Annotated in this window: 12 protein-coding genes; 4 read left to right on the forward strand and 8 right to left on the reverse strand. The window is 41.3% G+C overall.

Features of this window, described 5'->3' with window-relative positions; genetic code table 11:
- Window positions 1–10 precede the first annotated feature (10 nt).
- The 3 genes from QZL88_RS11165 (at window position 11) to QZL88_RS11175 (ending at window position 2,735) form a co-directional block, all read left to right on the forward strand.
- The gene (locus QZL88_RS11165) at window positions 11–553 is read left to right on the forward strand and encodes a hypothetical protein (protein ID WP_296941187.1); all 543 of its coding nucleotides are present in this window, start codon (window positions 11–13) and stop codon (window positions 551–553) included.
- 13 nt (window positions 554–566) lie between these two features.
- Window positions 567–1,901 (forward strand): hypothetical protein, encoded by a 1,335-nt coding sequence (locus QZL88_RS11170; protein ID WP_296941189.1) that lies wholly within the window; start codon window positions 567–569, stop codon window positions 1,899–1,901.
- Between the two features lie 132 nt (window positions 1,902–2,033).
- Complete coding sequence (locus tag QZL88_RS11175; RefSeq protein ID WP_296941190.1) at window positions 2,034–2,735, forward strand: head GIN domain-containing protein; 702 nt, start codon at window positions 2,034–2,036, stop codon at window positions 2,733–2,735.
- Window positions 2,736–2,809: 74 nt separating this feature from the next.
- On the opposite strand, the gene purE is transcribed toward QZL88_RS11175, so the two are convergent.
- The 8 genes from purE to QZL88_RS11215 all read right to left on the reverse strand — a co-directional run bounded on the left by purE (window position 2,810) and on the right by QZL88_RS11215 (window position 12,828).
- A complete protein-coding gene (gene purE, locus QZL88_RS11180; protein ID WP_296941192.1) occupies window positions 2,810–3,316 on the reverse strand; it encodes a 5-(carboxyamino)imidazole ribonucleotide mutase in 507 nt (168 codons plus the stop codon).
- A gap of 4 nt (window positions 3,317–3,320) precedes the next feature.
- A complete protein-coding gene (gene gcvH, locus QZL88_RS11185; RefSeq protein ID WP_006800830.1) occupies window positions 3,321–3,701 on the reverse strand; it encodes a glycine cleavage system protein GcvH in 381 nt (126 codons plus the stop codon).
- A 24-nt stretch (window positions 3,702–3,725) separates the two neighbouring features.
- Window positions 3,726–4,478, reverse strand: coding sequence for a hypothetical protein (locus QZL88_RS11190; RefSeq protein WP_296941195.1), 753 nt, complete (start codon window positions 4,476–4,478; stop codon window positions 3,726–3,728).
- Entirely contained in the window at window positions 4,475–5,935 is a 1,461-nt protein-coding gene (gene rpoN / locus QZL88_RS11195) for an RNA polymerase factor sigma-54 (protein ID WP_296941197.1), read from the reverse strand. The genes QZL88_RS11190 and rpoN overlap by 4 nt, the downstream gene beginning before the upstream one ends.
- Before the next feature lie 506 nt (window positions 5,936–6,441).
- Window positions 6,442–7,266: an MBL fold metallo-hydrolase gene (locus QZL88_RS11200; protein WP_296941199.1), complete on the reverse strand. Its 825-nt coding sequence runs from the start codon at window positions 7,264–7,266 to the stop codon at window positions 6,442–6,444.
- A gap of 91 nt (window positions 7,267–7,357) precedes the next feature.
- Window positions 7,358–7,690, reverse strand: coding sequence for a zinc ribbon domain-containing protein YjdM (locus QZL88_RS11205; protein ID WP_296941201.1), 333 nt, complete (start codon window positions 7,688–7,690; stop codon window positions 7,358–7,360).
- 163 nt (window positions 7,691–7,853) lie between these two features.
- The gene (locus tag QZL88_RS11210) at window positions 7,854–12,455 is read right to left on the reverse strand and encodes a translocation/assembly module TamB domain-containing protein (RefSeq protein WP_296941203.1); all 4,602 of its coding nucleotides are present in this window, start codon (window positions 12,453–12,455) and stop codon (window positions 7,854–7,856) included.
- Between the two features lie 10 nt (window positions 12,456–12,465).
- Window positions 12,466–12,828, reverse strand: a complete 363-nt coding sequence (locus tag QZL88_RS11215; RefSeq protein WP_296941206.1) for an arsenate reductase family protein — start codon at window positions 12,826–12,828, stop codon at window positions 12,466–12,468.
- 146 nt (window positions 12,829–12,974) lie between these two features.
- Between QZL88_RS11215 and QZL88_RS11220 the strand changes: the two genes are divergently transcribed.
- Window positions 12,975–13,847, forward strand: coding sequence for a YicC/YloC family endoribonuclease (locus QZL88_RS11220; RefSeq protein ID WP_296941207.1), 873 nt, complete (start codon window positions 12,975–12,977; stop codon window positions 13,845–13,847).
- Window positions 13,848–13,855: the final 8 nt, after the last annotated feature.

Here is a 13,855-nt window from a genome sequence, read left to right on the forward strand (position 1 = left end):
AGGGCGAGAGATGAAAAATAGAAAAGAATACATAGAAAAGAACAGAGAACTGTTTGACGATAAAGAACCATCGGCAGGTCATATGGAGCGATTCGAAGCATTGCTTAACAAGCAGGCAGATGTTCAAGAACCTGAAAAGAGACCAGCTAAAAGGCTGAAATTGATAAGCTTTATCTCTGTTGCCGCGTCTATTGCGATACTGATAGGAGTGGCCGTCAAATTCTATGCTCCACAAAGCATAGAAGTGGCTCCGCCGACTGAAAATTCCATTGCGACAGATGAATTCAAGGCGACAAACGATTATTACAATCAGCAGATGGAGGAGCAGATAGCAGATATTATGTGCAAACTGGCCTATACCGATACCGAAAATCAGGCACAGCTGAGTCGTGATATAGAGAAGATAATGAGCAGTAATACTGCTTTTGTGGATGAGATGTCGAAAAATGAAAATCAGGAAATGGCTATACGCTATCTGGTGAAACACTATAAAACAAACATTCAGAAACTTGAAAGTATAAATGAAAAATTAGGTAAATACACAAAATGCTAAAAATGGACACACGATGAAGAAGAATATATTATTAATGACTTTATGCTGCCTGACACTCTTTCATGCATTTGCTATTGAAAGCACAGGCAATCAGCCACAGGATTCCGCCAGAGTATTCAAAAAGAAATTGAATCTCAATCTGGATAAAGTATTGGATGGAATAGACATAGATTCGAGCCAGTTTATGGAATTGAATGGGCTCAACCTTAATTTAAACATGGACTCTATCACGGCATTGAATGACTTCAACATCAATATTAACACTGATTCTATCACTGCACTGGCAATGAATGCAGCAAAAGAAGGTATTAAGACAGCAAAATCGAGCCTTAGAAATCTCAACATTGACGGAAAAGATTATACTGCATACGCTTTTAGCTATAATGGCAAAGGTCCTAAGCAGCGTGCAGAGGGGACTCCCGACCGGATAGAAAAAAAGAGTTTTTCGAATATATCAGAAATAGAATTCTTTCATAAATACGGAAATATAATTGTGAAGGAATCAAATTCCAGCCAGATAGATCTGGAAATACAATATTTCGATAAGAGAAATCAATCCGGCTCATGTAATATAACAACAAGCAACAGGCTTCTTTCCATCACTACTAATAATACCGGCAGAAGTAGTTCGAGACCTCAGATTAATTATATAATAACAGTCCCCAAAAATATATCCCTGAATATTAATCTTGATTATGGGGATATGAAGATGGATAGGTTCAATGGAGGTCTTAATGCTAATCTTTCCTATAGTGATTTTTCGGCACAATCACTGGCTAAGGCTGCATCTGTAAAAGCAAGATATAGTGATGTGAAAATAGGGGATGCGCAGGATATTACATTGTCTGGTTCATACTCTGATTTCAAAATAGAGAAAGCCGCGAAGATTGAGTCATCAGGTAACTACAACGATTGTCGGTTCAGTAACATACAAACCCTTGTGATACCAAAATCCTCGTCATATGGTGATCTGAGAATAGGGACTATTGGTAGCATGACAGGGCAGCTGATGTATGCAGATATAATCATAGATAATCTGCTGTCTGATATCGACATTCGCAGTTCTTATGGCGATGTCACGATAAGGGGGATGTCGCCTAAAGTGAAAACGATAAATGTAAAAGGCAGTTATTGTGATGTTGCAATAGGACTCCCGCTGAATATGTCCGCAACATTTGATGCAAGCCTTATATACGGCGACCTCAATATTTCGAAAAAATATACTGTGAAATATACCGAATCTATTGAAAAAGGTAATAAGGTAACTAAGAAAGGCCAGATAGGAAATGGCAAACCTACTGCAACTATAATAGTATCTAATAACTATGCCGATATTGATATAAGGTAATTGAAATAGAGTATTTAACGCAATGTTATTAAACCATGACTAACTGTCGCGGTTTTAGATACGAAAGCAATAATTAATTAATGACGCGAAGAAGAGTCAAATAGGTCTGCGACCTTAAAAATAGAAAGAACTATGAAAGTAAAAAGTATTATCCTGTTAGTAGTATGTTGTGTGATATCTTTAGGCATATCGGCACAAGTGGTAAAAGAGAAGAAACCGGTAAGCTCATTTAACAAGATTGCCGTAAGTGGAGGTATAGATATTTATTTTACCCAAAGCAACTCGCACTCATTGGAGATAGAGACTGATGCGGAGAACATGCCGAAAATTGAAATAACAGTAAGTAATGGCAATCTCGAACTGAGACGGAAAGACGGCGAGCGCTTTAAAAGAAACTCCAGGATATACGCCTATGTTTCTGCCCCTGCATTAGATGCGATAGCTATATCGGGAGGTTCCGATTTCAATGCAAAAGAATTGAATAATAAAGGAGCGTTGTCTATAGCAGCCTCAGGCGGTGCGGATATAGAAATAGACAGGTTGAATGTAAATGAGGCAAATTTTGCTTTCTCCGGAGGTTCTGACTGTGATATCAAGGACTTAAGGGCTAAAAAACTCAAGATCGCAGCATCAGGCGGGAGCGATTCAAATATAAATATCGGCAGTGCCGACGAAGTAAGTCTTTCTGTTAGTGGCGGAGCTGATGTAGAACTATCAGGAAAGGCGAAGACCATCTCTGTTAGTTGCAGTGGCGGAGCCGATGTTGATATCAAAAAGCTGACATACGACACTATCAATGCTCACAAGTCGGGTGGAGGTAGTATAAGTAAGTAATAGATTTGTGATAAGAGTAAAGGTGTACTTTCGGGTACACCTTTACTGTCTTTTTCTTCGGAAGAAATCGCTTTTTAATTCGTCTTGAACTTATACTGAACTTTGGCTAAATCTTCATTAGCCTTTTCAATTTTACTTTTCAAGGTTTCTTTATAAGCGACCAGTTTCTTATGCAAGTCTTCATCTCCCGTAGCTATCATCTGCAGGGCAAGGATAGCCGCATTCTGGGAACCGTTGATTCCCACTGTGGCAACAGGTATTCCCGGAGGCATTTGCACGATAGCCAGCAATGCGTCCATTCCGTCCAGCGAAGCATCGATAGGCACTCCGATAACCGGAATAGATGTCATAGATGCTATAACACCCGGAAGATGGGCCGCCATACCGGCAGCTGCAATAATTACTTTGATGCCGCGGTCGTGTGCTCCTTTAGTAAAAGCCTCTACGCGTTCGGGGGTCCGGTGTGCCGACAAAGCATTTATCTCGAATGGAATCTCCATTTCATCGAAGAACTTTGCAGCTTTTTCCATTACGGGAAGGTCAGATGTGCTCCCCATAATTATACTTACAATAGGTTTCATTTAATTATTTACCAATTAGTTTTTTGTAATCTGCTGCCGAAAGCAAGCTGTCCAGCTGGGCGGCATCACTTACAGCAATTTTAATAATCCAGCCTTTTCCGTATGGATCTTCGTTAATCAATTCAGGCTTGTCTTCCAGATCGGCATTTACTTCAAGCACCTCTCCGGATACAGGCATCAACAGGTCGGAAACGGTTTTTACAGCTTCTACGCTGCCGAATACTCCGTCTTTGTCGATTGTTTCCCCTTCGGTAGTAACATCTACATAAACGATTTCACCCAGTTCGCTTTGAGCAAATTCTGTAATACCAACTACTGCTTTATCGCCTTCAACTTTGATCCACTCGTGATCTTTTGAATACTTCAGATTTTCAGGAAAATTCATAATCTATTTATTTTATATTATTAATTATAAGTTATTTATAAACATGATAACACCCCAATATGCCCCGATCAATACGCATAGGTAAGAAACAATAAGGCCAATTAAAAAGCCTGCATATACTTGTCCCGGAGTATGGCGCTGAAGCACCAATCGGGATACGCCCAAACACCCTGCTAAGATAAACAAAATGATGAACAAAATGAATGGATTCAGCCCTTTAACGTTGTAACAAACCGACAAAGTGCAACCGATCAGTCCTCCAATCCCCATCATATGTGCGCTGATCTTCCAGAATTTAGTAGTGATGGCAGCTATTACAATCAGAACAAGCGGGGCAGCCAGTACTCCGATAAACCATGCATATAATCCGGCCGATACGAAGTAATAAATCAGTAGGCAGTAAGAACAGAACGCTGCGACAAACGGGATTAACCTGTCATTCCTATTTTTCAGATCATAATCTTTTATCAGCCCTGCTTTTCTCAAAAAGAATATACTACTCGCCGGAATCACGCATGTAAGGAAAAATACGGGGGTGATAAACCGCATAAACTGCCCGGCAAAGATCAACCTGAAATCCGTATACAAAAACAAAAGTGAGACTCCATATATTCCCATAAAAAAGGGATGCAGGATAATAGATATTATTCGGGCAGGAAGTGGCTCTTTTTCTTTTGGTGGTTCATATGAGAACGGCGATTTGCCGGAACCGGATTCATCCCCAATATTAGCGGGATGGTTTCTTATCTCCAGCGCATTGTCTATTTCTTCTATCATATTTCCTTTCTTAATCGGGCAACAGGCAAGTTCATCTGTTCCCGGTATTTAGCTACAGTACGGCGGGCAATTATATATCCCTTCTCTTTCAGTATCTCTGAAAGCCTGTCGTCTGTAAGCGGTCTCTTCTTGTCTTCGTGTTCGATACATTCTTTTAATATGGCTTTCACTTCGCGGGAAGAAATTTCCTCGCCCGTGTCAGTCTGCATCGACTCTGAGAAGAAGTATTTAAGTGGGTAGATCCCAAAATTAGTCTGCACATATTTACTATTGCTCACCCGAGATATGGTGGATATATCGTATCCTGTGCGCTGAGCCACATCTTTCAGTATCATCGGTCTCAACTGGGCTTCGTCCCCTGTAAGGAAAAAGTCGTATTGCATATCCATTATAGTCTGCATAGTACGCTGAAGCGTATCCTGCCTCTGCTTGATAGCATCGATGAACCAACGCGCGGAATCCAGCTTCTGCTTCACGAAGAGAACAGCATTCTTGCTATCAGCGGACATGCTTTCCTTATTGTCGGCGTATCCTCTGAGCAGGTCGGAATATTCGCGGCTTACCTTCAGATCGGGAATGTTACGGTTATTCATGCTAAGCAGAAGTTCACCGTTATATGTTTCTATAATAAAATCGGGAACAATGGTACTCAATGTGATGGACATGGAATCTCCCCAGTTATTACCCGGTTTAGGATTCAGTGTGGTTATTTCCTGTATTGCACCTTTTAGCCCGGTTTCATTGATATCCAGTTGTCTTATGATTTTGTCATAATGCCTTTTAGAGAATTCCTCGAAGTAATTGCTGATTATCTTTATAGCTAATTCCGTATTGTCTGATTTTTCTTTTCGTGTCAATTGCAAAAGGAGGCATTCCTGTAGATTCCGGGCGCCTATACCTGCCGGCTCGAAATCCTGGATTGTCTTCAGTATTTCTTCGAGTTTAGAAACCGGAATATCCAGATTTTGCTGGAAAATAAGGTCGTCCGAAATAGCAGAAAGAGATCTGTCCAGATAGCCGTTTTCGTCAATGTTACCTATGATGTATTCGGCTACTTTTTCGTCATTCTCTTCCAATTCACATTCACCCAATTGCTCTATCAGGTATTCGTGCAGGGAAGCTGCTACCGAAAATGGTATTTCGTCCTGTTTGCCGGAGGCTTGTCTATTACTATCCCGTAATTGATAATCAGGTATCTCTTCTTCATTCATGTAGTCACCTAAAGTCAAGTCTTCCTGAGATATATTTCCATCGTCTTCCGAATTGTAATCATCATCGAAATCCGATGTATCATCGGTTGGTTCGAGGCCTTCTTCCAGAGCCGGGTTGTCTTCGAGTTCCTGCTTTATACGTTCTTCTAACTCAATAACAGGCAACTCGGTTAGTTTGATAACCTGCATCTGAAGAGGAGAAAGCTTCTGCTGCTGTTTGAGTTGTAAGGACTGTTTTAGAGCCATAAAGTACCTGATAAAATTCTATTAAGACAAAGATAATAATAAAAACAATATTTTAACGTAAAGGTTCAGCTATTGAATAACATAAGAATTGTAAAGTTTTTCCTTCCCTGCCTCCCGACGGGCAGATCCATTAAGCTCTATGAGTTTTTGATTGTATGGAAGAATCTGAGCGACCCGGGTATTTTGTTAAAATCTGACATATCTGACATATATTTAGCTTTTAGCTGATAGCTGTTAGTATAGGCTGTCGCACAAGTGACTTTACAGCAGGCAATAAACAACTCGTATCTCGTATCTTTCTTCAAAAAGGTAACAAAAGTAACACGGAAAGTAATTAATAATGAAGAATGAAAAATTAATAATTAGCTTTTACCCTCTCTGTAGCCTCCCCTTGGGGAGGTTGGAGGGGCCCGTCAATACTTCAAAGAACGATAAGCCAACGGCTAAAGGCTATCGGCTATAATTATATAGATAAAGTTTTTTGAAATGCTTGCGGATTCGGATTATCAGAATTCTCTCAATCCCGAAACCTTATATCTGCTGAGGGTTTCCAGTTTTACATCCCTGTTTACAACAACACCATTGGTAGCCAATGCCTGTTCTACGGTTTTGAATGCAATCTCGGGATGGTTATTGTCCTGGCTGAGATGACAGAGCCAGATATTCCGGAGATTTTCATTATAGATACTTGCAATAAATTCGGCCGAAAGGCGGTTGCTCAAATGTCCCATCCCGTTTTTTATACGCTCTTTGAGGTAATATGGGTACTTGCCGGTCTGAAGCATATATTCGTCATAATTGGCTTCAATTACAAGATGGTTGGCTTTGCAGGCATAATCCCTGATCTTGTCCGTGATGCGGCCTATATCCGTAACAACGACAAGTGCCTGTCCGTCAAACTCAATATGGTAGCCTACATTTTCGATACTATCGTGAGGGACGTCAAAGGCGGTTATATTAAAATCGGTGATTGTGAACGGCACTTCTTTTTCAATAACCCTTTTCGATTGATACAGATTAGCTTGTACCACTCTGTTGCGTTGGATTCCTTCGTGTACAGTTTCGGTCGCGTAAACCGGAATATTATACTTGTCCCCGAAGCATCCGACAGTTTTGATATGATCGGCGTGGTCGTGCGTGATAAGGATTGCTTTAATCTTTTCGAAAGCCACACCGTATTCGCGTAATGCTTTCGTTACATTACGGATTCCTATTCCGGCATCTATAAGGATACCGTTTTCTTTGGTTCCCAGATAGTAACAGTTTCCGCTACTACCACTGCCCAGGCTGAAGAACTTATATTTGTATTCTGAAAATAAATCATATTGCATAACGTGCAAAGTTAAGGAGTATCCGGATAAAAAAAGGTGTCCGTAACGTTAAAGTTATGAACACCTCCGGATATATATTTTGAGCGGGTTCTTATCCTTTTTTCAGGAAGCATGTTTTTAAAACAATGCTCGACCCGTCTATTTTACAATCTACTTCTGTCGGTTCTTCGGTCAGACGGATACTTTTTACTTTCGTCCCGCGCTTGATGACCATCGACGAGCCTTTTACTTTCAGGTCTTTAATAACTGTTACAGCGTCACCGTCAAGTAATTCTGCGCCATTGCTGTCTTTAGGGGTTGTGTCTTCTGTTTCTGTGTTTGCTTCGCCTGTCCATTCGTGAAAGCAATCGGGGCAAACATATGCCGTACCGTCGAAATAAGTATTTTCCATGCTGCACACCGGACAATTCGGAGTTCCTTCCATTTTTGCTAATTTTTTAGTGTTAAAAATGCAAAGATAACGCTTTTAGGCTGTGAAGCCAAAACCACTGATTTATGTGTGGAAAAAATGACTAAGTTATATAATACAAAAGACAGAGTAAAAAGAATAGGGTTTCTTCCATCTTTTTACTCTGACTTTCATTATTTTATTTTTTCCGTTCATCACTTATCACCGGCTGCTTATTTACAGTCGTTTGTGTCGAATCTGCCGGTAGGGCAGGAGTGGCTTGTTGCTCTGCCGGAGTTGTTGTATCTTGTTGAGGCTGATTTGGTGTCTGAGCCTGGCCTTGCCCCTGTTGGGCTTCATTTCGTCTGAATCTTCTTGGCTTAAATGACTGGAACAGACGCTTCAGTGTGGCGGCTTCTTTGTTGTAAATAATACCTACACCCTGAGTTGTGGGCGCCTGGCGATAATATTTATCATTGGTATGGCTATATGCTCTCAACGTCCACATTGTGTTCAATTTATATTCCAAGTCGAAATTTCCGATAAAGTTATTATCTACACTCGTTTGGTCTGTGCGGTATCCTAAGTCTGTTTTCAATATCAGCCTGTCGTCCCAGAATGTACGGGAAACATTTACCTGCATGTTCATGTCGGACAATGTGCCGTCGTTCGATTCCACAGTAGCGCCTACCTGCCATTTATCTCCCAGCATATTACCTACTAGAGACGACATGGCACCGGATAGGGCGCTGCCGGCGATGCTGGTCCATATACCATCGCCGAAGTTTGCTCCGCTGCTTCCCGAAGTTGGATAGAATGTACCCATAGCAATCAGGGATGCAAATTGTTTTATTTTCTGTTCATCGGTGCTGATATAGGTGTTTACTTTTCGCTGCACATCATCATTTGCATCAGGCAGGCTAATGTTATAGGTGAGGTCCATATTATCCATATTTCCTACAATACCGAGTACACAGTCCACAGATACCTTGGACGATGAATTATCCATCACAAAACTAGGGTCTAATGTTTCCAGTGCTGCCCTCACCCTTCTGTAAGCCGTGATTTCAAATCGGGTTTTCATCGGGTCTCCGATAAAATGCAATTTACTGCCGTTCTGTATTTTAAAGTCCAGTTTCTTTATGTTTTGCAGATTCAGTTTCACGGTCCCGTCCGTCAATGAATAGTCTCCATATGCCGACATGTTCTCATTCAGCATATTATAATTGAATGTGATAGACCCATTTCCTTTTGCCTGCAATTCATCGCCTGTAGATGGGTCTATGATAATGCCGATTGCCAGATCGGGAGTTACATCGAGTTTTACAGTCAGTTGTATTGGTAGAGGCTGATCTTTGGCCTTAGCGACCATATCTTTGAGTGAGTTCCTTAACTTTTCTTCCGGCACATTTATATATACTACACTCTTATAATCGGTTGCTTCGGAGTGTTGAGGCAGAAGGATATTCAAATTCGAATTTTTGTCATTCTTTATCTGCAGGTTCATATTGATGCCGTCGTTGGTGCCGTCTATCCTGACATTGCCTGAGGCATAAACCCGTCCGTAGAAAAGACTGTCGGTCCTGTGCTCGGTATTCAGCACCATGAGTTTGTTCATCCGCATATTGAGCGAATATTTCATATTGTCGAAGTTTTTGTGAGTCACAGTAGCACTTACATTGGCGGTATTGCCCTGGCTGTCTTTCAGGGTCAGGTTGTCGAATCCTATCCGGTCGGGGCTTACCCTGATGGTATCGGATATGGTATAGGTTACGTTGGTGTAGTCTATCCCTATCTGTGTATCGTTGAACCCAAGGAACCCCCTCACAAGCGGCGCTTTTGTGTTTCCTTCTATCATCAGGTTGGAGCTGATGGTTCCGTCGACCTTGTTGAGCATATCGGAGACGAATGGCTGTACCCAGCGCAGAGGCATCTTTTCCATCCTTAACTGGAGGTCGAGTGAATCCTGATTGGTGTATATAGTACCATCTATTTCGGCGAGGGTTTCTTCTGCTTTTACCAGTGCTGCCTGCATGGCTACTCCTCCGTATTCGTTACTCCAGTGACTGTCGAGGTCCATTGTGCCCAATGTGTCGCTGAAGAGGACGATGTCGGCGATCTGAAATCCTTCTGTATACAGTTCGGGCTGGTCGAGTATATTGGTGAGCAGGACATCTCCGTGAATACATCCGCGGATGTTCTTCACATCGAATGCTTCCAGCAGGTCTCCTATCTCGGCATGGGTGAAGTAAACCCTGAGGCTATCACTTTTTTCACTTGAAATCACCCCGTCTATATTGAAATACGGTTTTTTGTTCACTCCCAGTCCTACATTATGTATCTCAGTACGTGTCCCTTCGTTCAGTATTTCGGCGGGCAGCAGATTTAACGCCAGTTTGTCTACCATGATGTCTGACGGAGTTATCTTGAGGGAAGAAACAAGTTCTTTTTTCTCATTGCGGCTAAAGCTGGCCAGGGCTTCTATATCTCCTTTTATATTGATATTGGTACTGTCACTGGTCACGCTTACGAATGTGTAGATTGTATTTTTCTCTCCGTTGGTATTGAGGGCGATGTTATACTTCCCTTTATCCATCATTACGCTGCTGGCACCTGAAATGTTGAAGGCCGAGTCGAGGTTCATAACATCCAGAGTCGTATTTTTAATTTCAATTTCGCCATAACGGAGGCGTGGAACATTCCCTTTCACCGACAGTTGTTTGTCTATGGTATTGATGCGTCCGCTTATCGAAGCCGGATCTATAATATCGACAGGTAAGACAAATATTTCTCCCAGTTTTTCAGTATTGTTGGCTGTAATATTGAAAGTGAAATTGTTTTGCTCTTTCTTTGTCCGTTTTCTCATTTGGAATACATCGGGCAGATATCCGTTCATCAGGTTTGTAAATTCGTCACTAATAGTAGTAAATGAATATTGTCCTGCTATATTGGCTGTCAATAGGGAAGAGGTGAGTGTGATAAATTTACTGCCATCCTCTTTTTTGCCTGATTCCAACGTAAATTTACCCGGTTGGAATGCGAAATTATCATCATGGAAGTCGAGGCTGTCCAAATCTGCCTTTCCTACAATATTGTCAATGTCCAATCCTTTGAACTGCCCTTTCAGAGCCATGGTCAGACGTGGATTTACCCAGTCGGGGTTCTTATAGAAAGGGTCTATTTGTAGCGAATCTAGTCTGAGGCGTAAATTGATATCAGGTACTTTGGCCTGAGACATATCAGCGTCAACGAATATTTTTCCTATCTTCCAGTCGGCACGGGCAGTCAATCCCATTTTTTGAGCATTGTAAAATCCGCTGAAAGGAACGTTTTTCATTGTTTCTTTTTCGAATTGTAGGGCATCTATACTTCCCTGCATCTGTGCAGAGAGAGACTCTCTTTCTGTTTGCCTCGCTCTCAGGTCTATATGCGCAGAGAGATTACCTAATCCTGCAGTACCTCCGAGCAATCTGCCCAGATTAAAGTTGCGTGTTTTCAGTCCGGCATTTACACTGAAGTTGGTAAATGTGGTATCCACACCACCGGTCGCCAGCAGTGAGACAAGTCCTTGCCTGCACCATGCTTCGGAATTGAGTTTGAACTTATTCAACTGTCCAGTCAATGTTCCTTTCAGGAATATGTCTCCCATGTCCCTTAATATATCAGGAGTCACAAAGGTGGAATCACCGAGTTTTGCAAAATCGGAGATTGCTCTGGTCGATGCTTTCAGTTTATTGATAGAAAGATTTATATCCGAGTTTCCGTATCGCTCATAATTACCCAGACTGGCCAGCCCCTCAAGGACAAAATCATCACCATAGGTGAGGTTTATATTTTCGATATTCACAGCAGGCAACGTTCCCGATATATTGGTTTTCAACGAAAGTTTGTTCCTCAGGAATTTGAGATTCGGCAGGAATGCGGTTAAATCTTCGGCGGATAATTCCGTGTCGTCCGTGCCTATTTCGAAAGCGCTGTTCGATAAGTTATATCTTACTTTAGTGGTTATCAGGTGAGAGTTAGGTAAGTTTAAGGAGAGGTTTTCTACCCAGAGTTGCGACTTGTCGGAGTATAAATGCCCTTTCAGGCTTTTGATTTCAACTCCCGACTTTTCTTTTGCCGACAGACTGTTGAGCGCGATGTCGAATTTGTCGGCATCTATCGAGTTCAGGTCTACATTCGCATTCACATCGTATAAGGATATATGGGATGCATTGAACATCTGCGGTGTCTCCGGCACAGACAATACGTCATAATTCAATCGACCGCGTTTCAAACTGACGTCTTCGATGACCACTACCAGCGAGCTTTTGGTCGTATCCACTTTGGTGGTGTCGGCGCTCGAAAATGCATCTATTACAAACTGGAAGTTAAAGTCGCTTACACTATCTTTCTGATTTACATTTATCAGGAAATTATCTACCGTGATTCCTGTAATAGCGAGTTTATTACTTTTGATAAATTCCCAAGGGCTGAGGCTTACGCTCAGGTCCTGCGCATAAAGCAGTGTATCCCTGGTCTGATCTTCTATATAGATGCCTTTCAGGCTTACATTATTGAAAAGGCTTAAACGGACTTCGTCTATCGAAACCTCCGTTTTCATCGTCTCTTTCAGTTTGTTTACGGCAAAGTCCGCAACCTTTTGCTGCACATACGGTATGGAAAGCAGTACATATAAAAGCACGTTAAGCCCGATAAGTCCAAGGACTATATACAGGAATATCTTGAAAAGTTTCTTAATCAGGCTTTTCTTTTTCGGGGCTTCTTCCGGCGCTAATTTTACGTCTTCTTTTTCCTCCATGCAGAACTATTTATTTTTTTAGTCTTTCAGACCATTCTTCCTCATTGAACCCTACCAGTACAAAGTCATTTCCTATCACCAGCGGACGTTTTACAACCATTCCGTTGGATGCGAGTATTTCTATCAATTCGCCTTCAGATGCAGACTTAACCTTCTCTTTCAGATTTTCTTCCTTATAAATCCTGCCTGAAGTATTAAAGAACTTTCCGATAGGCAATCCGCTCTTCTTTATCCATGCCGCCAGTTCTGTCTTTGTAGGGTTATCTGTAGTTATATCGCGGCTCTCTACGGAGACATTATTCTGTTTTAGCCATTTGGCCGCCTTCTGGCATGTGCCGCATTTTGGATATTGGAGGAATAGTTTTGTACCCATTCTGATTTCTTTATTTTATATTTTAACTATTTACAAAAATAAGTAATTACTAATGATTAACGCAGATTGTGCATTTAAAGTTCTTATTTTTTAATCGGAACGTATAATATTTGTGTATTTTTGTGCCTAAATCTAAAATTAGCAGCATGATACAATCAATGACAGGTTTTGGGAAAGCCACAACCGAACTTGACAAAAGGAAAGTTACAGTAGAGATTAAATCCCTTAACAGCAAACAATTGGACTTGTCGGTTCGTATGCCAAATCTATACAAAGAGCATGAAATGGAAGTCCGCAATATGCTTTCCCGTGAATTGGAACGTGGAAAAGTAGACTTTCTTATATATGTGGAAAATATAGGTAATGAAACAGCTAACCAAATCAACCACAATCTGCTCGAAGGATATTATAACCAGATTAAGGAGTCGGCCCGTAAGCTGGGAATAGATACTCCTTCCGATTGGTTTTCAACACTGCTTCGTTTACCGGATGTATTAAAATACGAATCGCAGGAAGTGGATGAAGCCGAATGGGCTGCCGTTTCGAAAACAATAGGTGAAGCAAAGAAGCAATTGCTTGCTTTCCGCAAACAGGAAGGGGCTATGCTGGAAAAGCTGTTTGAAGAAAAAATAGGGAATATCTCACGGTTATTGACAGATATAGAACCTCATGAAGCTGAACGTGTGGATAAAATAAAAGTACGGATAACCGAAGCTCTGCAGAAAATAGAAGACTTTGACTACGATAAGAATCGTTTCGAACAGGAGATGATCTATTATATCGAAAAACTGGATATAAACGAAGAAAAGGTTCGTCTGACAAATCATCTCAGCTATTTTCTGGAAACAATGAAATCGGGTTCGGGACAAGGCAAGAAGCTGGGTTTCATTTCTCAGGAAATGGGACGTGAAATAAATACAATGGGTTCGAAATCGAATCATGCGGAAATGCAGCAGATAGTTGTACGTATGAAAGACGAATTGGAACAGATCAAAGAGCAGGTATTGAACGTATTATAATAAGATCT

The sequence above is a fragment of the uncultured Dysgonomonas sp. genome (genome assembly GCF_900079725.1).
GTDB lineage: Bacteria > Bacteroidota > Bacteroidia > Bacteroidales > Dysgonomonadaceae > Dysgonomonas.

Bases quoted from the DNA above. Each gene is read 5' to 3' on its own strand.
- QZL88_RS11170 (WP_296941189.1), top strand. From the start codon at position 567: ATGAAGAAGAATATATTATTAATGACTTTATGCTGCCTGACACTCTTT.
- QZL88_RS11215 (WP_296941206.1), bottom strand. From the start codon at position 12,828: ATGGGTACAAAACTATTCCTCCAATATCCAAAATGCGGCACATGCCAG.
- rpoN (WP_296941197.1), bottom strand. From the start codon at position 5,935: ATGGCTCTAAAACAGTCCTTACAACTCAAACAGCAGCAGAAGCTTTCT.
- QZL88_RS11190 (WP_296941195.1), bottom strand. From the start codon at position 4,478: ATGATAGAAGAAATAGACAATGCGCTGGAGATAAGAAACCATCCCGCT.
- QZL88_RS11210 (WP_296941203.1), bottom strand. From the start codon at position 12,455: ATGGAGGAAAAAGAAGACGTAAAATTAGCGCCGGAAGAAGCCCCGAAA.
- purE (WP_296941192.1), bottom strand. From the start codon at position 3,316: ATGAAACCTATTGTAAGTATAATTATGGGGAGCACATCTGACCTTCCC.
- QZL88_RS11165 (WP_296941187.1), top strand. From the start codon at position 11: ATGAAAAATAGAAAAGAATACATAGAAAAGAACAGAGAACTGTTTGAC.
- QZL88_RS11220 (WP_296941207.1), top strand. From the start codon at position 12,975: ATGATACAATCAATGACAGGTTTTGGGAAAGCCACAACCGAACTTGAC.
- gcvH (WP_006800830.1), bottom strand. From the start codon at position 3,701: ATGAATTTTCCTGAAAATCTGAAGTATTCAAAAGATCACGAGTGGATC.
- QZL88_RS11200 (WP_296941199.1), bottom strand. From the start codon at position 7,266: ATGCAATATGATTTATTTTCAGAATACAAATATAAGTTCTTCAGCCTG.
- QZL88_RS11175 (WP_296941190.1), top strand. From the start codon at position 2,034: ATGAAAGTAAAAAGTATTATCCTGTTAGTAGTATGTTGTGTGATATCT.
- QZL88_RS11205 (WP_296941201.1), bottom strand. From the start codon at position 7,690: ATGGAAGGAACTCCGAATTGTCCGGTGTGCAGCATGGAAAATACTTAT.